This window comes from Leucobacter alluvii, from assembly GCF_039530485.1.
GTDB classification, from domain to species: domain Bacteria; phylum Actinomycetota; class Actinomycetes; order Actinomycetales; family Microbacteriaceae; genus Leucobacter; species Leucobacter alluvii.
In genome coordinates, this window is sequence record NZ_BAAAOP010000003.1 from 23,228 (window position 1) to 47,007 (window position 23,780).

Here is a 23,780-nt window from a genome sequence, read left to right on the forward strand (position 1 = left end):
CGGCGTAGGTATACGTCGGGTGTCATCACAGCTGTAACGGTCCCCGGAGCGCGGCTTGTCGTAGCGCGCTCATGCAGCGGGGGTGTCGGAGCCGCGATGCAGCTCCTGGGCGAGCATGACGATGATGCCGCTCGGGCCCCGCACGTATGCCAACTTGTAGATATCGGCGTAGTTCGCGACACCTCTGAGCGGATAGCAGTCATGCGTCGCCGCGATGGCCAGGGCTTCATCGATGTCATCGACGGCGAAGGCGACGCGATGCATCCCGACCTCATTCGGCAGCGTCGGCTCTGTCTCGATCGCCTGCGGGTGCAGATACTCGAAGAGTTCGAGTTGCCCGTGGCCGTCGGGCACGTCGAGGACCGCGATGCGTGCGCGGTTCCCGTCGAGGCCGACGGCAGTGTCGGCCCAGTCTCCGCTGATCGTGTCGCGACCGGCGAGCACGAGGCCGAGGTCCGTGAAGAACGAGATCGCCTCCTCGATGTCACGCACCGCGATCCCGATGTTCGCCAGTGTGATCGCCATGAACCGCAGTCTACGGAGAAGGATCGCAGGCGGAAAGCATGTCCTCCGAATTGAAGCCGCTGTGCGTCTGTACGTGAGCGAACCGAGCGGGCATGATGGGAAAACACCCATGGCGCTTGCCGCGGGCTCACGAAGGAGGACTCATGGGCATCGAAGATCTCACCGCGAAGGCAAAGGAATTCCTCGGTGACAGCCGCGTTTCGGAGGCGCTGCAGAGCGAGCAGGCCGAGAACGCGAGCGATAAGTTGCTCGAAAGCGTTGCCGATGCAGCGAACAAGGTCACGGGAGGCAAGTTCGAAGACCAGATCGAGAGCGCTCGCGAGTCGGCGGACAAAGCAATCGGCAACGAGTAGCGGCTCTTTCAGGCGGTCCGCTCTGCGAACCGGGCGGACCCCTGAACTGAGACGTGCCTCGCCTGCCTCGACGCGTTCGTCAGTCGTGCGAGGTGTCGGGGCTGGGTGAGAAGACATCCTCAATCGCGCACTCGAATGTCTCTGCGATTCGAAAGGCGAGAGGAAGGGACGGGTCGAAGCGCCCCTTCTCGATCGAAATCACGGTCTGCCGCGACACCCCCAAGGCTTCGGCGAGGGTGTGCTGCGACCAGCCGCGATCAGAGCGGAGTGCTGACAGCCGGTTCTTCATGCGCGTCCGCGACTCCGGGCGACGGTGTAGCGGATACTCGTGCTGAGGAAGGCGAGGATCAGCACGCCGGTGAGTGCCGGTACACCGTCGATGTGCGTTCCGGTGATCGCAAGGAACGTCAGTGCGAGTCCAGTGATGGCAATGGTGTCGTGGAATGCGCCGCGCGCTGCCTCGTCGTACCACTGCGACTCCACGGACTCCTCTGGCCGCTCCAGTGCCCCCGAGAGGGTGGTGCGATCAATGATGAGCGCCCACACGAGCAGAACGTTCGGTACGAGCACGCACGCCGAGAAGATGGTCGCGAGAAGCGGCGCGGGCAGAGGGCCGCCCACGAAGCGTGCGAAGAGAAGCGCTTCGGCGACCGCCATGACGAGCCCGATCGGGGTGGCGACTGCGAGCGCCGGCAGGCGACGCGAGCCGAACCTCGTTCTGCCCCATGCGGTGCGGCGGGTGGTTGAGGACGTGCTCTCGCTCATGGGGCTCCTTCGTGGCGCGTGACCTGATGTAAAGTAAGTTTTACAGGTAAAGCTCACTTGACACAAGTGGAGTGCCTACGCGGGCGCCGTCGAACTGACACGCTCTGAGCGCTGTACCGGCGGGGGTCAGTAACCCCGCACAGAGACAGAGAACTTCCAATCGATGACTCCGCGATCCGTCATGATGAAGCACTGACTCGCGCGGGTCCACGAGGAGTTCATCGTGACGCGCTTCGTGTCGCACGCCGCCTTCGAGGTGAAGTTCGTCGGGTACAGGTACGAGTACCCCGCTGCCTGTGCGGGTGTGGCGGCGGCGGACAGGCCTCCGGCCGCGAGTGCGATTGTGGCCGCAACACCGGCCAGAGTCTTCCGAGGCTTCGTAGTCATGTGATCCAGCTCCTTCGCTCGAGTACGGTGGACAGCCAGTGTATGCGGGTCGATCGCATTGGCACCAGCGCGCGAGTGCGGAACCGGGGCGCAGCGGGGGACGACGGCTGCGACTCAGTGGCGCTGCGACTCGGGCTGATGCTCGAGGGCGAGCGCGGGGTTCCCGTAGATCGACTGCACCTCGGAGATCACGACGCGGTACTCGCCGAGCCACTCGCCGTAGCGCTGCTTCGCGAGGCGGTGCGTGTCCATGCCCATGAGCTGCTTGAGCGCATCCATGTCCGTCCAGTAATAGACCTCTGCGTGCAGTCCGGTGTCCTCGTTGTGCCAGGTCTCCTCTCCGAGAAATCCGGGGATCTCGCGGGCCCGGGAGGCGATCTCGCTGTCGATGCGGTGGAATTCATCGGTCAGGTTGGTCGTCTCGAAGATGAAGGTGGAACTGTATTTCGGCGTGACGGTCATGGTGTCTCCTGAGCGGTCGTCGGGGAATGATGGGTCGCAACCGGTGCGGTGTCTCGTCGGCCGTTCCGCTGCGATGCGGCGCCCGCGATGATGACGATCGCGATGCCGACCAGCTGCATGGGCGTCGGTGATTGCGCCAGGACGAGGAGGCCGATGAGAATGCCGAACGCGGGCTCGATGGAGAGCAGCGTGCCGAATGCGGTGTGGGTCATGCGTTTGAGGGCGAGCATTTCGAGACCGAATGCGATGACCGGTGTGATGAGCGCGATCCCGGCCGCTGCTGCCAGCACCCACCAGGAGAACTCGCCACCGACCACCTGCGGGAGACCGATCGGCAGTGTCGCGAGTGCCGCGATCGGAATGGTGAGCGACAGCCCGGAGATTCCGGAGAAACGGTCCCCGACGTGCTGAGTGAGCACGTTGTACAGTGCCCAGCATGCTCCGGCTGCCGCGGCGAAACCGACACCGGCGAGGTCGATGCTTCCGTGCCAGGGCTCAGTCAGCAGCACCACGCCGATGAGCGCCAGGAGTGGCCAGGCGAGGGCCTTGCGCTGCGTGCTCATGACGCCGGCGACAGTAAGCGGTCCGAGGAACTCGATGGCGACGGCGGTGCCGAGGGGAATGCGGTCGACGGCGGCGAGGAAGAACGCAGTCATGAACCCGGTCACCACACCGAGGGCGACGAGGGCGGGAAGATCGCGGGCGCGGAGCGAGCGGATCGCCGGGCGGGCGATCATCCAGAGGAATGCCGCACCGAAACACATGCGGAGCCACGCGGTGCCGGCCGGGCCGACCTGATCGATCACCGGCACGGACAGAGCATTCGACAGCTGCACGGCCAGCATGGCTGCGACGGCCATCGACCACGCCGGAATGCCCTTGGGTGTGCGGAGCGCATTCATGCAGCCACCAGCCGTTTCGAGACCTGCACGTTCCCCGTACCGCTCGACAGGGCCTCGACGAGGGCGTCGCCGGCGGCATGCAGCGCCTCGTCGGAGACGGGCGCGAGGGCGTCGAGGATGAAGAGTGCCGTGCGGGTGTCGGTGGAGAGGCTCGTGCGTCGGCCCTGTCGCCAGTTCCAGCGACGGCAGGTCACACCAGCGGTGTCGCACCACACGACCTCGCCCGGTTCCGGGTGCTCGAGGATCGTCTCGCCATTCACGACGGTGTCGAACGTTTCCGTGCCCGCGGCGCGCATCAGCCTCGCCGGTCCCTGGTAACGGTTGAGATCCTCTCCGCCGAGCGGAATCTGATGCAAGACCGAGATCGCGTTGGAGATGTCGGTGAGTGCATTCACGCGAGGCAGGGCGAGCTCGGCGCGGCGTGTGAGTGCCTCGAGGCTGTTTCTGGTGCGCTGCGGTTTCGCACCGAAGGCGCGGTACGCGTCTCTCCAGGACGCGACGTGCGGCAGCTCATCTGCCGAGCGTTCTGCGAGCAGATCCCGCGCACGCATCTCGGCCGCAGACACGAGTGCGTCGACGGCATCAGCGTTGTGGTCGAACGCGTCTACGGCACTGCCATCGACCACGAGCAGCAGTGCACGGTAGTCGGGCCGCAGGAGAAGCACGTCGGGATCGACGGAGCACGCGTCCAGGAATGCGGCGGCGTTCATCGTCTCAGTCATGAGCGGACTCCTCTCGGTGTGCGGATCCGACACCTGGTTCGAATACCGTGAGCGAGAACCGGGTGGTAGCGCTCGTCGAATTCACGTAGGCGTGGACCACGTCACCTCGGAAGGTCAGAGCATCCCCGGTCGCCAGGTCGTACGTGATCCCGTCCGCTTCGACGGCGAGTGCACCTTCTTGCACGTGCAGCAACTCGCGGGTTCCCGCCGTGTGGGCTTCGCTGTCGTGGCGCTCATGCGGCGCCAGCGTCCAATCCCAGAGTTCGATGACGTCCGGCGGCTCCGTGCCGGCGACGAGCACCGCCCGTCCGCCGGATTCGCCGTTCCACAGCACCGCGCCCTGGCCGTTGCGCGTGTGTCTCGCCGTGCGCGGAGACGGGGGTTCGACGAGGTCTGGCAGACCAACGCCGAGCGCGTCCGACAAGCGCAACAGTGTGCCGATACTGGGGTTCACCGCACCCTGTTCGACGTTCACGAGCATACGACGGCTCACTCCGGCGAACTCGGCGAGTTGATCGAGCGTCCAACTCCGACCGTTTCGCTCCTGCTTGACGCGCGCACCGATCACCCGCGCCAAGGACTCTGCAGTCACATCCATACAGTGCATCTTAGTGCCCTAGTCGGGCAAAGATGCGACCTGGGCCCATCAGTGTCCCGGATCAGTCGACCTCGGCGTATCGGACGCATCGACTCGGCCGAACCGGCGCGCGGCGCAACGAGTTGAGACCGCGGGATGAATCTGAATATGGTCGGGTATGCGCAGATTTCTGAGCCTGGCGGCGGTCGCCTGCCTGGCACTCCTCACGGGCTGTTCATCCACGGTTCCCGCCGATCCGGAGGGGACGCTCGAGCGCGCCACCAACGGAACGCTCCGCATCGGCGTCTCCGACAGTCCGCCCTGGGTCGAGACGTTCGACGATGCGAGCCCGGCCGGCACCGAACCGGAACTCGTGCAGAAGTTCGCCGAGCGCATCGATGCCGATATCGAATGGACGGAGAATGGCGAGGAGCAGCTGTTCAAGGCCCTCGAACGCGGCGAACTCGATATCGTCATCGGTGGACTGACCGACGAGACTCCGTGGATCGATTACGGGGCTCTGACGGTTCCCTATGCTGAGCAAGAGCGCGACGGAACCGCTGAGAAGCACGTGATGGCCGTTCGCATGGGAGAGAACGCGCTGCTCGTGGCCCTCGAAGAGTTCCTGCTGGCCGAGGGGGCGACACCGTGACGACGCACTTCGGGCGCACCGAACTTCCTCCGGCGCAGGAGGCCGCACTTCGTCGTGCGATCCGCTTCGAGTGGTACACGCTCGCATTCCTCGCGGTCGCGATCACCCTCGTGTTCCTCGTCATGGGGAGCTCGCAGGCGATGAAGGCGGCCTGGATCGAGGATCTCCTATCACTGGCACCACCGATCGCGTTTCTGCTCGCAGTGCGCATCGTGAACAAGCGCCCGACGGAGAAGTATCCCTACGGTTTCCACCGCAGCGTCGGCGTCGCGCATCTCGTCGCCGGCGTCGCGTTGTTCGCGATGGGAGCCTTTCTCATCGTCGACTCGCTGACCGGCCTGGTCAGCGGGGAGCAGCCTCCCATCGGCACGATCGTGCTGTTCGGTCAGCCGATCTGGCTCGGATGGCTCATGATGGCCGTGATGGCGCTCACCATTCCGCTCCCGATCTACTTCGGCCGCGTGAAAATGAAGCTCGCCCGAGAGCTGCACGACAAAGTGCTCTACGCCGATGCCGACATGAACAAGGCGGATTGGATGACCGCTGCGGGGTCCATCGTGGGGGTCGCCGGCATCGGGATCGGTCTGTGGTGGGCGGACGCGGCGGCCGCGCTCTTCATCGCCGGCAGCATTCTCTGGGACGGCATGAAGAACCTGCGGGCCGCGATCACCGACTTGATGGACACGCGGGCGACCACCTTCGACGACGACGAGCCGCATCCGGTCGCCCAGAAAGTCGACGCGTACCTGCGAGGCCTTCCGTGGACGAGCGAGGTGGGATCCCGAGTGCGCGATCAGGGACATGTGTTCCACGTCGAAGCATTCATCGTGCCCCAGCCGGACGAGTCGCCCACGCTGCGCCAGCTGATGGCGGCGCGGGACAGGTGCATCGACATCGACTGGAAGGTGCAAGACATCGTGCTCGTTCCCATCGACGAGCTCCCCGAAGAAGTCGGCGGTTCGCGCGACGTGCGCCAATCCGAGCGCAACGTGAGCGCGCGTCGAGGGCCGGGTGAGCACCTCGGCATCACCATCGCAGACTGAAGAAGCCGTACGCTGGGCCCATGGCCTTCAGTATCCGCTTCGCGCATGCTCCGGATCTGTCTGAGATCGAGAAGGTCGAGAACGCGGCGGATCAGCTCCTCATCGATCTGCTGCGACCCGAACGCTGGGAACCGGCGCCAACGGGGGAGAGCCGGATTCGCGAGCCGGGGTACATGCTGGTGGCCGAAACCGGACACGCAGCGGTCGCCGGGTTCGTGCACGTGCTGGAGACCGAGGACGGCTGCCATCTGGAGCAGCTCTCAGTCGCTCCTGCGCACACGAGGCAGGGCATCGGGCGTGCGCTCGTCACCGCCGCGATGCGCGAGGCGGCCGAACGGGGCTACCCCACGATGTCGCTGCGCACGTACGCCGACGTACCCTGGAACGCGCCGTTCTACCAAACGATGGGATTCGCCGAGCGGGATCCCGCGACACCGTTCCAGCGGGCACTTGTCGCCGTCGAAGAGTCGCTCGACCTCGACCGCTACGGTCGGCGGGTGCTCATGATCGCGGTGCCCTCCGAAGACTCGGAGGGCACCGCGCATCGAACTTAGACGGCCGTGTATCCGCCGTCGATGAGGTAGTAGGCCCCGGTGACGAACGAGGCGTCGTCTGAGAGCAGGAACCGCACGACCTTCGCGATCTCCTCGGAGCGACCGAGGCGTCCGAGGGGGTGCTTGGCGATGAGGCCGTCCTTCACCTCGGACGGGGCTCCGGCGAGGAGCGGCGTGTCGATGTAGCCGGGGCCGACGGCATTGATGCGGAGGCCGGCCGGGCCGTACTCCGCTGCAGCGTTCTTCGTCAGTCCGACAACCGCATGCTTCGTAGCGGTGTACGCGGAGTTGCCGGGTGCCGCGACGGCGCCGTGGATGGACGCCATGTTGACGATCGCACCCTCGCTCGCTCCCGCCTCCAGAATGGCCGGGATCTGGTAGCGGAGACCGTACGCGACTCCGCTGAGGTTGATCCCCACCACGGTGTCCCACCCGTCGATGTCGAGTTCGCCAGTCGGTGCCGAGGGTCCGCCGATGCCCGCGTTGTTGAACGCGTAGTTGAGCTTGCCGTATGTCTCGACGGCGAACTCCACCGCCTTGCGGCTGTCCTCAGCGTTCGCGGTATCGCCCTGGATCGCCACCGCGGTCCCGTCAGCGGCCGTGATCTCGTCGGCGACGCGCTGAGCCGCGTCGAGCTTGATGTCCGTGATGACGACCTTCACGCCGTGCGCGGCAAGCTCCTTGGCGGTGGCCTCTCCAATGCCGGATCCGCCACCCGTAACGATCGCAACCTTGTCTGCAAATGCCATGTGTTGCTCCTCTACGTCCCGATCCACGGACCGCCTGCGCGTCGGATCGCGAGACTGTGTTCGCCCGCGTGGATCGCTGCCTCCAGCTTAACCGCGATCCCGCACGCCCCATCTAGTCAGCTGACAACCGCGGGGCTACCCTGGGCAGATGACCGCCAGTATCATCGTGCGCTCACCCGAGGAGACGATCGCACGAGGCTGATTCTGCGCCTAGCAGGGGAGTGCGGGCTTCGCCGAGGCGAGATCGCGACCATTCACACGGGAAGGGATCTCATTGAAGACCTCGTCGGATGGTCTCTAATTGTAAATGGTAAGGGTGAGAAGCAGCGACTAGTGCCATTGCCAATGGGTCTCGCATCTCGCCTCTTGGCAGCAGACCGAGGTTGGCTGTTCCCTGGAGCCGTGCAAGGCCATATCTCGGTGGAGTGGGTGGGACGGCTCGCATCCCAAGTCCTCGAGGAGGGGTGGACCCTACACACTCTGCGAGCTCGCTTTGCAACGCGGGCCTATCAAATCGACCATGATGTGTTCGCCGTTCAGGAATTGCTGGGGCACGCGAGCCCGGAGACCACTCAGCGCTACGTGAAGACGGATTCAGCGAGACTCCGACGACTTGTCGACCTGGTCGCTGGATGACCAATATCTTCCAGCTAGGCGCCTTGCGTTTCGGGATTGTTAACTGGCCATTGTGCAGATTCCGCGACGGAAGCAAGGTTGCCCAGCCGGATAAACAAAATCAGTTATCACCCACGTCCATCGCTCCGTTTCGGTCGCACGACAGGCGCGGCGATATGGAAAGCTTGTGCCCGAGCTCGACGAGTTCGCGCAGAAGCAACGGAATGGTGCAAGATCCGCCGCGGCGAACCTGAAGCCGGGGAGCGCGTTACGCGATCAGCATCCAATGTCGCAGAAGACATGCACGCACTCACAGTCGAGATCATGCAACGCCTTATCGAGCGAGAGAACATAGGGGGATAAATCAATTTGTATCGCAGGCGCTCGAAGCTGAAATCCACCGCATCGAACCTGCCTACAACAACGGAGAACGCCTCCAGCCGCGTGCAGAGAACCTCCGCCGTGGCCGACCCGCACTCTAACTGTCAGGCTGTCAGAACCCCTCGCTGCCAAGCCGGCGCGAGGGGTTCGTCGTTGCCTTCACGAACTGACGCACCAACGCGCGCTTCTTGAGGAAATACGCATGCCGTTCGAGCTCGCCCGCCGCATCCTGTGCGTCGAGTTCCGCCAGGGTCTCATCGGCGGCCGCCGCATCAAACCGGGAACGGTCCTGCCCGAAATCATCACTCGATCTGATCTTCATGCTTTCGCCTCACACATCTCATCCCAATGCGTTGTGGCACGCCTGGACAGCATCTCTCGTTTCATCGTCCACACCGGAGCTCCCCGGAGCCCGCCGCGGCCGATTCCAATTGCGCGCGGGCCGAGCTTCTGAGTGATCGCATCGAGCGTTTCCCCGATCCGCCGCCCCTCATACTCCGGCTCGAACAAAGCCAGGGGAGTGACGTTCGTCTTCGTCCGCAACCCCGTGAGCACGACGCCCGCTCGCACATAGTCAGAGCCCGGGCGAATCTTCGGGAGCACTGTAAACGCGGCCTTCGCCAGGCCCACCGGGTCATCCGTCTCGGTCGGCATCCCAACGGCCACGTGGGCGGTATGGAATTCCCCCTCGCGGAAGCGACTGGTCGACGCCCACGCGGATACGACGCCGGCGACCAGGGCGTGCTCACGTAGCCGGCTGCTCGCGCGCTGCGCGTAGATCGACAGCACCTGCTGCATCGACTCTCTCGTCGTGACGGGCTGCGAAAACGAGCGCGAGAACATCAGCTGGTCTTTCTGGGGCGGCTGCTCCTCGAGCGGGATGCACGGGATGCCTCGCAGCTCGAACACGGTGCGCTCCATCACGATGGAGAACTTCTTCCTGATCCACTTCGCGTCCGCATCGCGGAGATCCTTCGCGGTGAAGATGCTCATCGCGGCGAGGCGCTTCCCAGTACGGCCGGCAATGCCCCAGAGGTCGGTCGTCTTCGTGCCGGCGAGAATGCGTTCCAACCAGCCGGGGGAGTACGCTCCCAAGTGGCACACTCCGCCGAGTGAGAGGTCGGCTTTCGCGCCTCGGGACGCGAGCTTGGCCTGCGTCTTTGACGGGGCGATACCGACCCGGACGGGGATCCCGGTGCAGCGGAGTACTTCGATGCGGATCTCGTGCCCGATCGCGGTGAGCTCGGCGACCGTGCCGTGCAGACCGATGAAGGACTCGTCGATCGAGTACACCTCCTGCCAAGCGGAGTACCTGCCGATAATCTCTACTGGTAGTGACGATTGTTCAAGAGTGCACAATTCGGGAACTATCCGACCCCAGTCCAGATGACGACGACGACGATAACCGGGCGCAGAGGATCGCAGTGGCCAGTGCCTGCTCGATCATCTGCTGCGCATCTGCTCGGCGGGTGGGGTTCGCCAGGTGAGTGCTGCTCCAATGATCGTGACGACGACAGCGACGTCGTAGCTTGCCAGGGTGTATGTCCACACCGCGGTCTCGCCAGCAAACTGTGTATCGCTGAGGATGTGGCTCATGATGAGCGCCGGTCCGAGCACCAACAGCACTCGTCCCAGGCGCACGAGCCGGCGGTGCGTCCGTTCGTTATGTGGAACCGTCGATGTCGTTACAGACGGGGACAGCGAGATGTCAGCAAGAGGCCGGAGGTGCCGCAATGAATCCGTGGGTCTCCCGTCTGGGTGTAGGTGGGGGGTCATTGGAACATCGCCCCGATAGCGAGGTAGCTCGCGATCGCCACGACTATGAGGGCGATGGTCGCGGCGGTGATGAAGATCACCGGGGTGCTAAGAGGATTCTTTCGCTGTTTCATGATGCCTCGATCCGAAGAGTAAAGCGTTGCCTACCGTGCGGGGCTGAGGACGGTGGTGTCATCTGCGATGATGTCGACGATGCCTCGATCGTCGACGAGAACGATTCGTTCATCGCCGATCGCGGCGAAGGCCTGAACAGCACCGTCGACGGCCTCGAGGCGTTGCCAGGTCTGGTCGGCGTCTTGTTCCCACAGAGCGCCGTCCGTGCCGACGCCGACGAGGACGCCGTCCGGGCGGGCGTCGAGCATGTATAACAGTGGCGCGCCCTCGACGGGGACGAATGTCATACCGTGGTCGTCGCTGCGCAGGAGTCCTTCTTCGGCTGCGGCGTAGATGCCGTTGTCCGTGGCGACGAGATCTGCCGCTCCGATCGATGTTCCTGCTGTCCATTCGTGGCCGCCGTCGGTGCTGATGAGGAGCTCGATGTCGCTGGACGCGATTCCGTAGAGGGTGCCGTCGGGGCCGGCGGTGAGGACGTGGAAATCGGTGCTGCCGTTGAGCGCGACGGGTGACCAGGTCTGGCCGTAGTCGTCACTTTGGATGATGCCGAGGTTGGGGGCGCCGAGTTCTGCGGCGGTTTTGGGGCCGGGGTGCCCGGAAGCGAACAAGGTGTCTTCGGCGATGGTGAATCCCATCGCGTCGAAGTCGTGGCTGCCAATGGGGCCGGAGACCTCCCCGTCCGGGGTGACGGCGTAGATGCCGTTGTGGGTGGCGACGAGCAGGTCAGTGCCGCGGGGGTCTTCGGCGATGCCGTGGACATGTTCGATACGGGGTGTGGCAGCGTCGGGTTCGGTGGTTGGGGTGTTGGCGCATCCGGTAATAACGAGAGCGAGTGCGGTGAGCGTGGTCAGGGGCAGGAGGCGGTTCATTGGTGCTCCGAGAGAAGTGAGTAGAGGGCCCTACGAGACGGCAGATCACGGGTCGTAGGGTGCGCGGCAGAGGGGGTTCGCGTCGAGATCTGCTGTGTGAGGTTACGACGGGGCCGGGCGGGTCGTGTCGAGTGTCGGCCCGCCCGGGGTGCGTCAGAGCTCGTTGAGGAGGTCCTGCATGGTGGAGATCTCGGCGGTCTGGTCGTCGATCACCTGCTGGGCAAGGTCAAGGACGTCCTGGTTTTGACCGTCTTCGAGAGCAGTGCGCGCCATATCCACGGCGCCGTCGTGGTGCACGATCATCTGCTCGAGGAAGATGCGGCTCGCTTGCGTCGCGTCTGCCTCTTCCAGCGTTGCCATGTCTTCTTCGGACATCATCCCGTCGCCGGAGTCGTCCATTGAATCGTGGTCCATGCCACCCATGTCGTCGGGTTCGTACTCGACGCCCCAGTCGTCCAGCCACCCGAGCATCCGCTCCATTTCCGGGCCTTGGGCATCCTTGATCTGCTGAGCGAGCTCCGCGACGGCCGGGTCGAGTCCATCCTTCGCCAAAACGATGTCGGCCATCTCGATGGCCTGCTGGTGATGCGGGATCATCATCGTCACGAACATCTCATCGGCGTCGTTTGCCGTGACGGTCGATGAGGTGTCCGACGGTGCAGTGTTCTCGCCTGTCGGCGCGGATGCGTCAGAGCAGCCGGTGAGAACGAGAGCGAGGCTGAACACGCCAGCACCGAGGGCAAGGGGAAGCTTCTTCATGAGTAAATCCTTCGAATGAGATATGAGGGGTCGTGGACACAGCGCCGCGCAGAGGGCGACGCCGGGGTGTCGGCAAGATGCCGACGATGACCGATCAGGTTCGACTAATCGAAAGGAATATGAGTGAGGGTGTGCGCGGCAGGATGCTCACAGCCCGCAACCGCAAAGACGACGCCAGCGCCCGCTGGGGCGGGCCGAGATGCTCCAGAAGCATCGGGCGAACCAGCAGAAGAAGAGCTGCAAGCAATGCGAGGACGCACGCGGTGACCATGTCCGAATGGCTTTGCCCGGTTCCCATCAGACAGGTGTCATCACACGCGATAGCGCCGCTGATGTCAGAGGTGGCCGCCATCGGGGTGGAGTGCTCGGGGGCTGTTGACGCTGTCGCGGAATGGTGGGCGTCGTGGTCTGCCACGTCGGCGCTGAAGGTGTGCATGCCAAGCAGCCCCACGATGATCATGAGTGCGGCACCGGCGATCAGCAACAGGGCACGCAACGATAGCTGCTGACGCGCGATGCGTAGCGTGATCTGCATATGCTCGGCCCTCCGTTCCTTCTCCCCCGCTAACACCACCAACTTCACGAACACCCTGGGGAGATGCCCACCGCCGACGGTTGAGTGATGGGTCTGACACAATGAGCGGATCTCACTCACCAAACCGTCACGCGATGATGGTGAAGCCTGTTCCGCTCACTCTACAGGAATACCCCCGGGGGGGTATATGGTTGTGCGTGTCAGAGTCGAGCCGCAAGCCTGAAAGAGGAAAACAATATGTCCGATTCCCCCGCTGGATCCTGCTGCAGTCATAACAGCCACGTGGCGGTCGCGGCCGATGGGCGCAAGGATCTGCTCGCCCCATCCGCGGACGAGCTCGCTGAATGCCCGGTGATGGTCGGCAGCACCGTCGTCAAAGCAGACGCAGAAGCCGCGGGCCTGTTCCGTGACTACGAGGGCGCCCGCTACTACTTCTGCTGCGCAGCATGCGGCCCCCGCTTCGACGCGGACCCCGCCAAGTACGTTGCCGCCGCCTGAACACGCACCACCCCCGCGGTACTCGCTACCAAACACCCCTGTTTAGCGTCACTATTTCGAGGAGGATCGATCCATGAGTAACTCGCACCACGACGGCGTTGAACACACCGACGGACATCACGAGTCCCACACACCCGCGGAGCACGAGTCCCATCATGAGATGGCGCATCATGCCCATACGGATGTGGCCGATGCCGCGACATCGGGCTCCTCGCACCATACACATCCCGACACGATGTCTCACGGTGCGCACGGCACCGATGGAGGGCACGACACTCACGGGGCCCACGAGGGGCACGGTGGTCATGCGGGGCACGGCGACCATGTCGGGCAGTTCCGCCGGTTGTTCTGGATCATGCTCGTCCTGGCGGTCCCGACCGTTGCGCTGTCGGGCATGTTCTCGATGATCCTCGGCTATTCTCTCCCGGACATCTCCGGGATCATGTGGGTGTCTCCGGTGCTGGGAACGGTGATGTATGTCTGGGGCGGGAAACCGTTCCTCGTCGGCGCCGTCAGCGAGATCCGCTCCCGAAAGCCCGGGATGATGCTCCTCATCGGCCTCGCAATCACGGTCGCATTCCTCGCATCGTGGGGTGCGACCCTAGGGATGTTGCATCACGAGCTCGACTTCTGGTGGGAGCTGGCGCTCCTCATCGTCATCATGCTGCTCGGTCACTGGATCGAGATGCGCTCCCTCGCCCAGACCACCTCCGCCCTCGACTCTCTGGCCGCTCTCCTCCCGGATGAGGCGGAACGGGTCGAGAATGGCGAGGTCGTTGTCGTCTCACCCGCCGACCTTGTCGTCGGCGATGTTGTCGTCGTTCGGCCCGGAGGCAGCGTCCCCGCGGATGGGCGCATTGTCGATGGACGCGCGTCGATGGACGAGTCCATGGTCACCGGTGAATCTCGCACGGTCACCCGCGGCAGCGGTGATCCGGTCACAGCGGGCACTGTCGCCACCGATTCGGGATTGCGTGTTGAGATCACTGCGATCGGTGATGACACCACCCTCGCCGGCATCCAACGCCTGGTGACCGAAGCGCAGAGCTCCTCGTCCCGCGCCCAGCGACTCGCCGACACCGCCGCCGGATGGCTGTTCTGGTTCGCACTCGGATCTGCGGCCATCACCGCGCTCGTATGGACCCTGGTGGGATTCCCGGATGCCGCCGTCATCCGCACGATCACCGTCTTGGTGATCGCTTGCCCCCACGCGCTCGGTCTGGCCATCCCGCTAGTCGTGTCGATCGCGACCGAGCGGGCCGCGCGCGGTGGCGTCCTCGTCAAGGACCGGCTGGCGTTGGAGAGCATGCGCACTGTCGACACTGTGTTGTTCGACAAGACCGGAACTCTCACGAAAGGCGAGCCTGTCGTCTCCGAAGTATCGATCACCGACGGGGGCGACGCGGATCAGGTGCTTGCGCTGGCGGCCGCCGCGGAAGTCGACAGTGAGCATCCCCTGGCGAAGGCGATTGTCCGTGCCGCTGCCGAGAAGAAGCTCACGGTGCCCGGAAGTCGCGACTTCACCTCATCTCCCGCGGTTGGCGTCACTGCAACCGTCGACGGGTCGACCATCCGCGTCGGTGGACCGCACCTTCTCACGGAGGAAGGCGCAGACGAACTCCCCATTGCCGACGCCTGGCGCACGGACGGCGCCATCATCCTCCACGTCATTCAAGACGGGCGTGTGATTGGTGCGTTGAAGCTCGCCGATGAGGTGCGTTCGGAGTCGCGCGAAGCGGTCGATGCGCTCCACGTCCTCGGCGTGCAAGTGGTCATGATCACCGGAGACGCAGAGGCCGTCGCACATGCCGTCGCTCAAGATCTCGGCATCGACCGGGTCTTCGCCGGGGTCCGTCCAGAAGACAAGGCCGCGAAGGTCCAGGAGCTTCAGCGAGAAGGTCGGAAAGTCGCGATGGTCGGCGACGGTGTTAATGACGCTCCCGCACTCGCCCAAGCCGACGTCGGGCTCGCAATCGGCGCGGGCACGGATGTCGCGATCGCCTCGGCCGGCGTCATCCTCGCCAGCGACGACCCCCGCTCCGTGCTCTCGGTAATCGAACTGTCCCGCGCCGCGTACCGAAAGATGAAACAGAACCTCCGGTGGGCTGCGGGCTATAACCTCATCTCCGTCCCCCTCGCAGCCGGTGCCCTCGCCCCTATCGGGTTCGTGCTGCCGATGTCGGTCGGCGCCGTCCTCATGTCGCTGTCCACGATCGTCGTCGCGCTCAACGCGCAGCTGTTGCGGCGCCTGGACCTTCGTCCTGAGACCACGACTCGCGCCATCCTCGACCGATGACCATGACGAATCAGGAGAAGACGATGACCGACGTCATTAAACCTGCAGCTTCGTGTGACCACGGCGAGCACGGCTACATCACCGACAAAGCCCGCTACCTCGCCCGACTCAAACGCATCGAAGGCCAAGCACGTGGCGTGCACCGCATGGTCGAAGACGAGCAATACTGCATCGATATCCTCACCCAGATCTCCGCACTCACCAGCGCCCTGCAAGGCGTCGCCATCGGACTCCTCGAAGACCACCTCCGCCACTGCGTCGCAGACGCCGTCCGCGCAGGCGGGGACACTGCCGAAGAGAAAATACGAGAGGCATCTCAAGCCATCGGCCGCCTCGTCCGGTGAGGTGAGAGCCGCGGAATCACGCGGAGGTTGTGATCGACGCTCTGACTGCCTGTTTCACGAAAGGTCACAACGTCTGCGGCGTTCATACATGCGCGCGTCCGCAGTGCCAAACGCCGCCTCGTTGAGCTGCGACCTATTCACAGCCGCCCCGAGTCGGGAAACATCGTGATTGGCGCAGGCTGACTGTCATGCATCTTCCTCTCCGCGCACAAGGCACGACGCTTACCGAAGAGCAGGCGAAAATGCTCGATGACGAGTTCTTCCGCTCGAACCCGCCGGGATGCCAGACGCTGACGCATCGAGGCGCAACTGTGGGTCGCGATCTCGCTGCCGAGCCGCATCGTTGAATCGCGTGTTCAGCAGATATCGGGTGCTGTGTCGCTTGGCGGTGGAGCACTGATTGATCAGTCAGTGCTGTATAGTTCAGCGTGTGCTGACTATTGCTTTACGCCTCGACGTCATGAACCGGCTCGGCCGTGCCATGGCGGATCCGACGCGATCCCGGATCCTGATGACGTTGCTCGATGGTCCGAGCTACCCGGCCGTGCTCTCGCGCGAGTTGGAGCTGACGCGCTCGAACGTGTCTAACCATCTCACCTGCCTGCGCGACTGCGGGGTCGTGGTCGCTGAGCCTGAGGGTCGCCAGACTCGCTACGAGATCGCAGATCCGCACCTTGCTGCTGCGCTCGTTTCCCTCGTGGACGTGACGCTGGCTGTCGATGAGCACGCACCTTGCGTGGACTCAGCATGCACGGTACCTTGCTGCTGCGGGACGGGGGCGGACGCGTGAGCGCGGCGTGTGGCTGCGAACACGAGCCTGCTACTGCGGCGGATGATGAGAATGAAGAGGTGGGGCGACCCTGGTGGAAGGACCGCGGCATCATGGTGCCGGTCTTTTCAGGTGTCGCATTCCTCACCGGTCTAATCCTTGAATGGTCCGGCCTCGAGATCCCGGCGCTCGTGCTGTTCTGGGCCGGCCTGTTGCTGGGCGCGTCGACGTTCACTCCTGGCGCGATCCGGAAGCTATTAAAGGGCAAGCTCGGGATCGGGCTGCTGATGACGATCAGCGCGATCGGCGCGGTCATTCTCGGTTACGTCGAGGAGGCCGCAGCGTTGGCCTTCCTATACTCAATCGCAGAGGCCCTCGAGGACAAGGCGATGGACCGCGCCCGGGGAGGGCTGCGGGCGCTGCTGAAGCTGGTGCCGGAGACGGCGACAGTGCTGCGCGACGGGGTATCCGTGCAGGTTCAGGCGAAGGAGCTGACGGTCGGCCAGGTCATGGTGGTCCGTCCGGGTGAGCGGATCGCGACCGACGGGATCGTCCGGGCGGGGCGTTCCAGCTTGGACACCTCGGCGATCACCGGGGAATCGATCCCGGTTGAGGTCGAGCCCGGCGCTGCGGTGTCGGCCGGCGCGATCAACAGCGCCGGCGCACTGGAGGTCGAAACGACCGCGGCGGGTACCGACAACTCGCTAACCACGATCGTCGAACTGGTGGAGCAGGCGCAGACGGAGAAGGGCGAGCGTGCTCGTCTCGCGGACCGGATCGCTCGCCCGCTGGTGCCCGGTGTGCTGATCCTCGCCGCCCTCGTCGCGATCCTCGGATCGCTGCTGGGCGACCCGGAGATGTGGATCACCCGCGCACTCGTCGTGCTAGTCGCAGCCTCACCCTGTGCGCTGGCGATCTCTGTTCCGCTGACGGTCGTCGCCGCGATCGGCGCGGCGAGCAAGTTCGGCGTGATCATCAAATCCGGAGCCGTCTTCGAGCGCTTCGGCACGGTCCGGCATGTAGCCGTCGACAAGACCGGCACCCTCACCTGCAACGAGCCCGCGGTCACCGCCGTCCTCACCGCGAACAGCGTGACCGAGACACAGGCGCTGGCCTGGGCGGCGGCGCTGGAACAGCACAGCACGCATCCCCTCGCCTCCGCTATCACCGCTGCGACTCCGGGCATTGCGGCAGCTGTAGACGTGACCGAGAAGGCCGGGCACGGCATCGAAGGCACCGTCGACGGGTCGAGAATCACCGTCGGCAGCCCCCGCTGGCTCGACGCCGGGGAGCTCGGAGACCGGGTCGCGGGTCTCGAGGAACAGGGCATGACCGTCGTGATCGTCCACCGGGACGGATTCCCGGTCGCGGCGATCGGTGTCCGCGACGAACTGCGCCCCGAAGTTCCCGAAGTCGTCCGCACGCTCGCGGATCAGGGCATCGACATGACCATGCTCACCGGCGACAACGCCCGCACCGCACGCGCCCTCGCCGCACAGGCTGGCATCAAGGATGTGCGTGCGGAGCTGCGTCCCGAGGACAAGGCAGCGGCAATCGGTGAGCTGTCGAAGGCGGGATCGGTCGCGATGATTGGCGACGGCATCAACGACGCCCCGGCCCTCGCCTCCGCGGACATCGGCATCGCGATGGGAGCGACCGGTTCCGACGCAGCGATCGAGTCCGCCGATGTCGCGTTCACGGGCCACGACCTGCGCCTCATTCCGCGGGCGTTCGACCACGCCCGCCGGTGTCGGCGGATCATCAACCAGAACATCTTCCTGTCGTTGCTGATCATCACCGCGTTGCTCCCACTCGCGCTGTTCGGAGTCCTGGGGCTGGCCGCCGTCGTCCTGGTCCACGAGATCGCTGAGGTCATCGTGATCCTTAACGGCCTGCGCGCCGCGCGCGCCAAGTCGCCCGCGCTGTCGTCGGTAACGCCTTCTTCACCTGTCGCGGTCCACGCGGGTCGGAACTGAGAGGAGTTGGTCATCGAGATTACGTTGCAATACTTCGACGGGTGCCCGAACTGGGAGATACTCGATCGTCGGCTTGCTGGGCTGCTCGACAGCCGATCAGATGTCCGCGTCACACGTCAGTTGGTCGAGACCCCGGAGGACGCTGTGCGACTCGGGTTCCACGGGTCACCGACCGTTCTCGTCGACGGGGTCGATCCCTTCGCAGACGAGCACGCGCCGGTCGGGCTCGCCTGCCGGGTGTTTAGTACCCCTGCCGGGCTGGGAGGGTCTCCGACCGTCGAGCAGTTGCGCGAGGCGATTTCCGGGCGAGCGCTGACGGGTGATGCTTGATCAGGCGCGGGTGGAACGAAGAGCCGGGTAATCGGACCACTCACCGCCGGCGAGACGTGACCATGAGGCAGCGGACGCCGTCGTGATGCCGAGGAGGTCCGAGACGATCCGGGGATGCAGTTGCCGTGTGAGTTCGATGAGCGCTGTTGTGCGGGCGCTCCCGGCAAGCAAGCCTTCGGCGCGAAGACGACGGCTCAGTGGGCCCGGGGTGAGGTGGCGGCCTGGGTTCCTGCCGGGGAACAGCCATCCTTCAGGATGGCCCTTTGTGGCATCGACGAGCTCGACGATGGCGTCGCCGAGGATCTCTGGGACCTTGATCGGCTCGGCTCCGACGGTGAGCGTCACGGGCTGCGAGCTCGTATCGACCTGTGCCCGGGTGATCGTGACGATGCGGGTCAGCTGGATGCCGTAGAGCAGTACGAGGAGACCCGCGGCCCGGGTCTTCGGGTCCATGTCGGCATCGGACAGGAACCTGCGGGCCATCTGCCATCGGTGGTCGGAGGCATAGTCTCGCCCTTCGAGGCGATGGGCTCGAAACTCGACGCGAAGGGTGCTCAACCGGTGCTTTCGCAGCCAGCGAGTGAACGGTGCCAGCGCGTCGCGTTGGCTGGGCGAATCGGTCAGATGCGCGTCGAGTAGGCGCTGCGGAAACGTCGCCAGCGTCTCCTGGTGCGACCGGATCTCTCCAAGGAACGCGGCGCAGTACTTCAGCGCAGTCCGTTGCCTCTGGAATCCGGAAGCAGGGCTGGACGCGATGCGCAGTGCCCGAGTGGATCGGAGGAGCTCCCAGGTGCAGTATCGGCGCAGGATCAACCGGTCCTCGGGATGGTCGATGCCATCGAGCCAGTCGTTGAGCCAGTGGGTGAAACGCGTGCCCTCGACGTCGAGCTCCGGCAGCACGCCGGAACGGACCAGCAGTGAGAGGAGGAACGCGACCGACTGTCCCGACCGGGCTCGGGTGATGATCGCCTCGGCGGTGAGCGGCAGGGTCCCGTCCGCGAGCTCGCGGAGCACCATCGCGCACTTGCTCTTGTGCAGCCAGCGTTCGAGCGACGCCGCTTTGCCATGGTGCGTGAGCAGATAGTCAGCAAGGGGGTGGAGGTCCGCGCGGATCTCTCCCGCATCGTCGGCGAGCAGTTGCTGGATCGCGACGGGCCGGCGGCACTCGACGCAGAGGTGATGTTTGCGGATCTCCTCGATCGAGCCGCATCCGGGGCAGGCCATCGTGATCGGAGTACCCGCGCAGTCGGCGCAGACCATCTGGCCATTCATGAAGCCGGTCAGGAACACCCTGCGCGCGCACTCGGGACAAGGTTGTGGTCTGCGCATCGCGTAGTAGCAGCGCGCGCATACTCGTCGTCCGTCGAGGTGGGAGGCGACGCGGCCAGGTTCTCCGCAGAGACCACAGGTCTTGATCGGTGCGGTGTAGCAGGCCAGACAGACCAGTTCCGGGCGACGGACGATGATGGTCGCATGCTGACCGCACCGCGAGCAGTCGCCGAACGATCGAGGGTCGGCTCGCCAACAGTCACGGCAAAAGCGCTGTCCGTCGATCGTGCGCTGCACGGGCCGGACCCGGCCACAGGACGCGCACGAGACGGACCGGGCGTTCCGCTCGCATCGGGAGCAGTGCCGACCACCGCCCGGCGTCTTGTGGGGCATTCTCACCGCGCGTCCGCAGGACTCGCACGTCGGCAGCATCACCCGGCTTGCCCCTTCTTCGACCAGCGCGCGGGCCAGATCCTGAACGGTCACCGGCACGTTCGCATGCTGCCCCTCCAGGACTCCGGGCTGCTTGATCAGCGCGAGCTCAAGAAGCCGCTGCGTGAGGGGTACTGGCGCAACCGAATGCACGATCTCAGCGATTCGCTCGCGAGAGATTTCGGGAACGAGAGGGTGGACGAGAGCGACGACTTCAGCGACTCGCGGCAGCTGCGGAGGCTTGGCCACCGCGGCTACTTCGTACGCGGCCGACGAATCGCCGCGCGAACAGGACGGAGATCACCGATCGACCCCCGTGTCGCCTCCTCGCCCACCGCCACCGGGGCCAAGGCCTCCCGGCGAGTGATCGTCACGAGATCGTTGAGCGAGCACTCCAGTGCATCGCACAACGCCGCCAACACGTCAAGACGCACCCGCTGTGGCGGCTGAGTCACCAGCCGATAGATCTGCTCCCGGGACAGGTCGATGCCGCGCTCTTCGAGCAGGGGCTTCAGCTTGGAGGTCTGGAAGATCCCGCGCGAAGCCATCACGCTGCGCAGATTCCAACCGGTGTCGAGCTCAACGGTCATCAACTTCTCCTTCGATGAGGGCCTTCAGCGCTTCGGCGAGCACGCGGTTCTTGTAGTCCGAACTGACGGAGGCGTAGATCGAGGTCGTCGAGGCATGCATATGCCCGACCTGCTCTTGGACGAATCGATCGGCGTACCCGAACTCCAGAAGGTGCGTGACATAGGAATGCCGGAGGCTGTGCAGCGTCAGATCCTTCGACAGGCCGGCTTCATCACGCAGCTCTGCGAACCTCCGGTCGAGATACCCAGCAGACAGACGCGTACGGCGCTCGGTCACCCAGAGCGCGTCGAGGCGGTCTCCGGGCGCGAAACGGGCCCGGGCCTGCTCGAGCCATTGCTGCATTCCGGGCACCCACCAGTCGAACTCCGGCACCAGCAGCACCGTGCGACGTCGTGGCGCGCCACCGCCCGCCGCCTTCGCCCATCGCACGTGAACCGCGCCGTAGCGCCCCCACTGCCGCATCTTCGCGTTGTGGTGCAAATCGACGGTATCGAGCATCACCGCCTCAGTGCGGCGCAGACCGAACGCGTAGACCGTCTTCAGCAACTGGGCATCCCGCAACGCGCCGAGCGCACCCTTTCTCCCGGAGCTCACGAGCAGCTCGACGCGAGCGTCGGCCGTGTCAAACAGGCGCTCAATCTCGTCGTACGTGAACGGGCGACGCTTCCCATCGCCTTCAAACTCGAACCGATGCGCCACCGTGTTCCACGGCAGACACACCTGCGAGGGGACCTCCCCAAACTCGCGATCGCAGATCTCCATCCAGTCGTACAACGGGTTCGTGAGGTAATCACAGAACCCACGGATAGACCCATGGTTGGCGCGCATCGTCGACAGCGTCCGAGTGCGACCGCCGGACTCAGCAGTGAACTCATCCACATCCGCGACCGTCCACCTCCATGGCGGTTTGTCCACGAAATCACGGAACCGCGTCACCGTCGCCGTCCGGTTCCGTATCGTCTGCTCACGGAGTCCGCGCGACAGCTGCTGGTTCCGCCAACCATCGATCATCGCGCTGAAAACCTGCGCTTCCGGGTTCGCCAGTGCGACGTTCGATGCTGACGTGATCAGCCGAAGCGCCGCTGGAGAAGCCCCAAAATCTTGCATTAGATGCAACAAAGTATGGGACAGTGCATCACCCTGTCAACTCAGATCTCAGCATCCGCCAGATCTCGCTGTTATGGTCAGAGCAGATCCGCACCTCTCTGGTGAATAGACGTCGTTTGCAAGTGTGAACAGTTGCATTCACTGCAACATGCGAGGGTTCATCCCGCGCGCGGATAGGGAGCCGTAGAGCTCGTAGTTGCTCGAGCGGGCGACGACGCCGGCGCTGGCCGCCCATTCTTTGATCTTGAACCATGGGGCGCCCATTTCGACCCGCAGCGCCTTCGCCTCCCGTGACATCGCCACGACGCAGCCGTCGTTGTTCGAGAGGACCACGACGGGGCGGCCGTACAGGGTGGGATCGAAGATCCGCTCACAGCTCGCGTAGAACGACTCGCAGTCCACGAGCGCGACCATCCGTCTACGCTCGGAGGACACGGTGCAGGCTCCTCGTAACGACACCCCAGATGTGCAGCTCTGACAGCTCTGCGACCTCGATGTCGGGGTGCTGGTAGTTCTCAGCCGAGAGCACCACGCCGACCCGTGTCACGCGGAGGCGCTTCACGGTCATCTCGCCGTCAACGACGGCGACGACGACGTGCCCGTCCTCTGGGCGGATCGAGCGGTCCACGATCAGCTCGTCCCCGTCGTAGATCCCGGCACTCGTCATGCTATTGCCGCGCGCGCGAATCAGGAAGGTGGAGACCCGGTTCGGCATCAGGTGCTCGTTCAGATCGATCTCGGTCGTCTCGTAGTCCTGCGCGGGGGAGGGGAAACCACACGCAGCTTCAACGCTCGCGATGGGGATCGCTACAGCAGGCGCGTTGGGGCCTAGAATCCGCACATCTTCCACCCGCATGACGCCCCGCAATCATCGAACATATGTTCGAGTGCCTATTATGCGACGCGCTTCCGACAGGGCGCCAATCTGCTGGCGTGTCGAGAGAAGCGACGATGCCGCGTCGAGTCCGTGGGCGGTGGCGGATAGTATCCGAACCATGGCCACTGATCGCGACAAGTCGGCGTTCGAACCCGTGCTGCTCGACCTCTCGCATGACGACGATTACACCGTTCTTATTCATGTTCTCGAGGAGTACGAGGGGGTGATGCAGAATGAGGCCGATGACGAAAGGTTTAGGGAGGCTCGGGGAGAGGCTGACGTGATCCCAAGTCAGGAATCTGAATATCGGGCGCTCAGGGACCGTGCTCGTAAACTCCGTTTGGAAATCGAACGTCAGATCGACGCCAATGGCGAAGCGCGATCTGGCCGCCAGAATTAAAGAGGTCCGGCACTACGAGGGGGCCAAAGGAAGGCCGCCCTCACGATCGCCTCGTAAGACAGTGTCGCCGCTGCGCGGGAAGCACAAAGTGCGCCACTCAACAACGACGAAGCGATAACTCGTTAGCTTGGAGTGTCGACGAGCCTGGGTG

General features: G+C 64.5%; 31 protein-coding genes. 12 read left to right on the forward strand and 19 right to left on the reverse strand.

Annotation, left to right across the window (positions count from 1 at the left end):
- Window positions 1-69: 69 nt before the first annotated feature.
- Window positions 70-525, reverse strand: a complete 456-nt coding sequence (locus ABFX18_RS02090) for a VOC family protein (protein WP_090150516.1) — start codon at window positions 523-525, stop codon at window positions 70-72.
- Window positions 526-668: 143 nt separating this feature from the next.
- Between ABFX18_RS02090 and ABFX18_RS02095 the strand changes: the two genes are divergently transcribed.
- Window positions 669-878, forward strand: a complete 210-nt coding sequence (locus ABFX18_RS02095) for an antitoxin (RefSeq protein ID WP_090150513.1) — start codon at window positions 669-671, stop codon at window positions 876-878.
- Window positions 879-957: 79 nt separating this feature from the next.
- Here the strand turns inward: ABFX18_RS02095 and ABFX18_RS02100 are convergent, their stop codons facing one another.
- The 7 genes from ABFX18_RS02100 to ABFX18_RS02130 all read right to left on the reverse strand — a co-directional run bounded on the left by ABFX18_RS02100 (window position 958) and on the right by ABFX18_RS02130 (window position 4,714).
- Window positions 958-1,167 carry a helix-turn-helix transcriptional regulator gene (locus ABFX18_RS02100; RefSeq protein WP_346057213.1) on the reverse strand — a complete coding sequence of 70 codons (210 nt, stop codon included), beginning with the start codon at window positions 1,165-1,167 and terminating at the stop codon, window positions 958-960.
- Complete coding sequence (locus ABFX18_RS02105) at window positions 1,164-1,643, reverse strand: hypothetical protein (protein WP_346057214.1); 480 nt, start codon at window positions 1,641-1,643, stop codon at window positions 1,164-1,166. Before ABFX18_RS02105 ends, ABFX18_RS02100 begins: the two co-directional genes overlap by 4 nt.
- A 126-nt stretch (window positions 1,644-1,769) precedes the next feature.
- A complete protein-coding gene (locus ABFX18_RS02110) occupies window positions 1,770-2,030 on the reverse strand; it encodes a hypothetical protein (protein ID WP_346057215.1) in 261 nt (86 codons plus the stop codon).
- Between the two features lie 114 nt (window positions 2,031-2,144).
- Window positions 2,145-2,492: an antibiotic biosynthesis monooxygenase family protein gene (locus ABFX18_RS02115; protein ID WP_090150500.1), complete on the reverse strand. Its 348-nt coding sequence runs from the start codon at window positions 2,490-2,492 to the stop codon at window positions 2,145-2,147.
- On the reverse strand, window positions 2,489-3,394 hold the full coding sequence (locus ABFX18_RS02120) for an EamA family transporter (protein ID WP_234037434.1): 906 nt from the start codon (window positions 3,392-3,394) through the stop codon (window positions 2,489-2,491). Before ABFX18_RS02120 ends, ABFX18_RS02115 begins: the two co-directional genes overlap by 4 nt.
- Window positions 3,391-4,116, reverse strand: a complete 726-nt coding sequence (locus tag ABFX18_RS02125) for a B3/B4 domain-containing protein (RefSeq protein ID WP_346057216.1) — start codon at window positions 4,114-4,116, stop codon at window positions 3,391-3,393. Before ABFX18_RS02125 ends, ABFX18_RS02120 begins: the two co-directional genes overlap by 4 nt.
- A complete protein-coding gene (locus ABFX18_RS02130; RefSeq protein ID WP_346057217.1) occupies window positions 4,109-4,714 on the reverse strand; it encodes a helix-turn-helix domain-containing protein in 606 nt (201 codons plus the stop codon). Before ABFX18_RS02130 ends, ABFX18_RS02125 begins: the two co-directional genes overlap by 8 nt.
- A 157-nt stretch (window positions 4,715-4,871) precedes the next feature.
- On the opposite strand from ABFX18_RS02130, the gene ABFX18_RS02135 reads away from it, so the two are divergent.
- From ABFX18_RS02135 to ABFX18_RS02145, 3 genes are read left to right on the forward strand one after another with little or no spacing between them, the layout of a single operon-like run.
- Window positions 4,872-5,345, forward strand: a complete 474-nt coding sequence (locus ABFX18_RS02135) for a transporter substrate-binding domain-containing protein (RefSeq protein WP_346057218.1) — start codon at window positions 4,872-4,874, stop codon at window positions 5,343-5,345.
- Window positions 5,342-6,388 carry a cation diffusion facilitator family transporter gene (locus tag ABFX18_RS02140; RefSeq protein ID WP_346057219.1) on the forward strand — a complete coding sequence of 349 codons (1,047 nt, stop codon included), beginning with the start codon at window positions 5,342-5,344 and terminating at the stop codon, window positions 6,386-6,388. The genes ABFX18_RS02135 and ABFX18_RS02140 overlap by 4 nt, the downstream gene beginning before the upstream one ends.
- Window positions 6,389-6,408: 20 nt before the next feature.
- Entirely contained in the window at window positions 6,409-6,942 is a 534-nt protein-coding gene (locus ABFX18_RS02145; protein ID WP_346057220.1) for a GNAT family N-acetyltransferase, read from the forward strand.
- Here ABFX18_RS02145 and ABFX18_RS02150 read toward each other — a convergent pair.
- Entirely contained in the window at window positions 6,939-7,691 is a 753-nt protein-coding gene (locus ABFX18_RS02150) for an SDR family NAD(P)-dependent oxidoreductase (protein WP_200331573.1), read from the reverse strand. The two genes, ABFX18_RS02145 and ABFX18_RS02150, sit on opposite strands and share 4 nt — an antisense overlap.
- On the opposite strand from ABFX18_RS02150, the gene ABFX18_RS14210 reads away from it, so the two are divergent.
- Window positions 7,692-8,327 carry a tyrosine-type recombinase/integrase gene (locus tag ABFX18_RS14210; protein WP_428833619.1) on the forward strand — a complete coding sequence of 212 codons (636 nt, stop codon included), beginning with the start codon at window positions 7,692-7,694 and terminating at the stop codon, window positions 8,325-8,327.
- A gap of 472 nt (window positions 8,328-8,799) precedes the next feature.
- Here ABFX18_RS14210 and ABFX18_RS02155 read toward each other — a convergent pair whose 3' ends face one another.
- The 5 genes from ABFX18_RS02155 to ABFX18_RS02175 form a co-directional block, all read right to left on the reverse strand.
- Window positions 8,800-9,009 (reverse strand): hypothetical protein, encoded by a 210-nt coding sequence (locus ABFX18_RS02155; RefSeq protein WP_346057221.1) that lies wholly within the window; start codon window positions 9,007-9,009, stop codon window positions 8,800-8,802.
- Entirely contained in the window at window positions 9,006-10,046 is a 1,041-nt protein-coding gene (locus ABFX18_RS02160) for a DinB/UmuC family translesion DNA polymerase (RefSeq protein WP_346057222.1), read from the reverse strand. Before ABFX18_RS02160 ends, ABFX18_RS02155 begins: the two co-directional genes overlap by 4 nt.
- A gap of 560 nt (window positions 10,047-10,606) precedes the next feature.
- Window positions 10,607-11,446, reverse strand: a complete 840-nt coding sequence (locus ABFX18_RS02165; RefSeq protein WP_346057223.1) for a F510_1955 family glycosylhydrolase — start codon at window positions 11,444-11,446, stop codon at window positions 10,607-10,609.
- 153 nt (window positions 11,447-11,599) lie between these two features.
- A complete protein-coding gene (locus tag ABFX18_RS02170; RefSeq protein ID WP_346057224.1) occupies window positions 11,600-12,205 on the reverse strand; it encodes a DUF305 domain-containing protein in 606 nt (201 codons plus the stop codon).
- Window positions 12,206-12,299: 94 nt separating this feature from the next.
- Window positions 12,300-12,788 carry a DUF6153 family protein gene (locus tag ABFX18_RS02175; protein ID WP_346057225.1) on the reverse strand — a complete coding sequence of 163 codons (489 nt, stop codon included), beginning with the start codon at window positions 12,786-12,788 and terminating at the stop codon, window positions 12,300-12,302.
- A 189-nt stretch (window positions 12,789-12,977) separates the two neighbouring features.
- Here ABFX18_RS02175 and ABFX18_RS02180 point away from each other — a divergent pair, with 189 nt between their 5' ends.
- From ABFX18_RS02180 to ABFX18_RS02205, 6 genes are all read left to right on the forward strand, one after another.
- Window positions 12,978-13,238, forward strand: a complete 261-nt coding sequence (locus tag ABFX18_RS02180; RefSeq protein ID WP_031290215.1) for a YHS domain-containing protein — start codon at window positions 12,978-12,980, stop codon at window positions 13,236-13,238.
- 73 nt (window positions 13,239-13,311) lie between these two features.
- Window positions 13,312-15,534 carry a heavy metal translocating P-type ATPase gene (locus ABFX18_RS02185; RefSeq protein ID WP_428833620.1) on the forward strand — a complete coding sequence of 741 codons (2,223 nt, stop codon included), beginning with the start codon at window positions 13,312-13,314 and terminating at the stop codon, window positions 15,532-15,534.
- Between the two features lie 2 nt (window positions 15,535-15,536).
- Complete coding sequence (locus ABFX18_RS02190; protein WP_428833630.1) at window positions 15,537-15,878, forward strand: metal-sensitive transcriptional regulator; 342 nt, start codon at window positions 15,537-15,539, stop codon at window positions 15,876-15,878.
- Between the two features lie 430 nt (window positions 15,879-16,308).
- Complete coding sequence (gene cmtR, locus ABFX18_RS02195) at window positions 16,309-16,668, forward strand: Cd(II)/Pb(II)-sensing metalloregulatory transcriptional regulator CmtR (RefSeq protein WP_346057226.1); 360 nt, start codon at window positions 16,309-16,311, stop codon at window positions 16,666-16,668.
- The gene (locus tag ABFX18_RS02200) at window positions 16,626-18,623 is read left to right on the forward strand and encodes a heavy metal translocating P-type ATPase (protein ID WP_346057227.1); all 1,998 of its coding nucleotides are present in this window, start codon (window positions 16,626-16,628) and stop codon (window positions 18,621-18,623) included. Before cmtR ends, ABFX18_RS02200 begins: the two co-directional genes overlap by 43 nt.
- A 12-nt stretch (window positions 18,624-18,635) precedes the next feature.
- Complete coding sequence (locus ABFX18_RS02205; protein ID WP_346057396.1) at window positions 18,636-18,953, forward strand: thioredoxin family protein; 318 nt, start codon at window positions 18,636-18,638, stop codon at window positions 18,951-18,953.
- Here the strand turns inward: ABFX18_RS02205 and ABFX18_RS02210 are convergent, their stop codons facing one another.
- The 5 genes from ABFX18_RS02210 to ABFX18_RS02230 all read right to left on the reverse strand — a co-directional run bounded on the left by ABFX18_RS02210 (window position 18,954) and on the right by ABFX18_RS02230 (window position 23,208).
- Complete coding sequence (locus tag ABFX18_RS02210) at window positions 18,954-20,225, reverse strand: hypothetical protein (RefSeq protein WP_224779602.1); 1,272 nt, start codon at window positions 20,223-20,225, stop codon at window positions 18,954-18,956.
- 683 nt (window positions 20,226-20,908) lie between these two features.
- Complete coding sequence (locus ABFX18_RS02215; protein WP_346057228.1) at window positions 20,909-21,244, reverse strand: helix-turn-helix domain-containing protein; 336 nt, start codon at window positions 21,242-21,244, stop codon at window positions 20,909-20,911.
- A complete protein-coding gene (locus ABFX18_RS02220; RefSeq protein ID WP_346057229.1) occupies window positions 21,234-21,944 on the reverse strand; it encodes a tyrosine-type recombinase/integrase in 711 nt (236 codons plus the stop codon). Before ABFX18_RS02220 ends, ABFX18_RS02215 begins: the two co-directional genes overlap by 11 nt.
- Before the next feature lie 546 nt (window positions 21,945-22,490).
- The gene (locus ABFX18_RS02225) at window positions 22,491-22,766 is read right to left on the reverse strand and encodes a Y-family DNA polymerase (RefSeq protein WP_346057230.1); all 276 of its coding nucleotides are present in this window, start codon (window positions 22,764-22,766) and stop codon (window positions 22,491-22,493) included.
- A gap of 4 nt (window positions 22,767-22,770) precedes the next feature.
- Window positions 22,771-23,208, reverse strand: a complete 438-nt coding sequence (locus tag ABFX18_RS02230) for a LexA family protein (protein ID WP_346057231.1) — start codon at window positions 23,206-23,208, stop codon at window positions 22,771-22,773.
- Between the two features lie 139 nt (window positions 23,209-23,347).
- On the opposite strand from ABFX18_RS02230, the gene ABFX18_RS02235 reads away from it, so the two are divergent.
- Window positions 23,348-23,629 carry a hypothetical protein gene (locus ABFX18_RS02235; protein ID WP_346057232.1) on the forward strand — a complete coding sequence of 94 codons (282 nt, stop codon included), beginning with the start codon at window positions 23,348-23,350 and terminating at the stop codon, window positions 23,627-23,629.
- Window positions 23,630-23,780 lie beyond the last annotated feature (151 nt).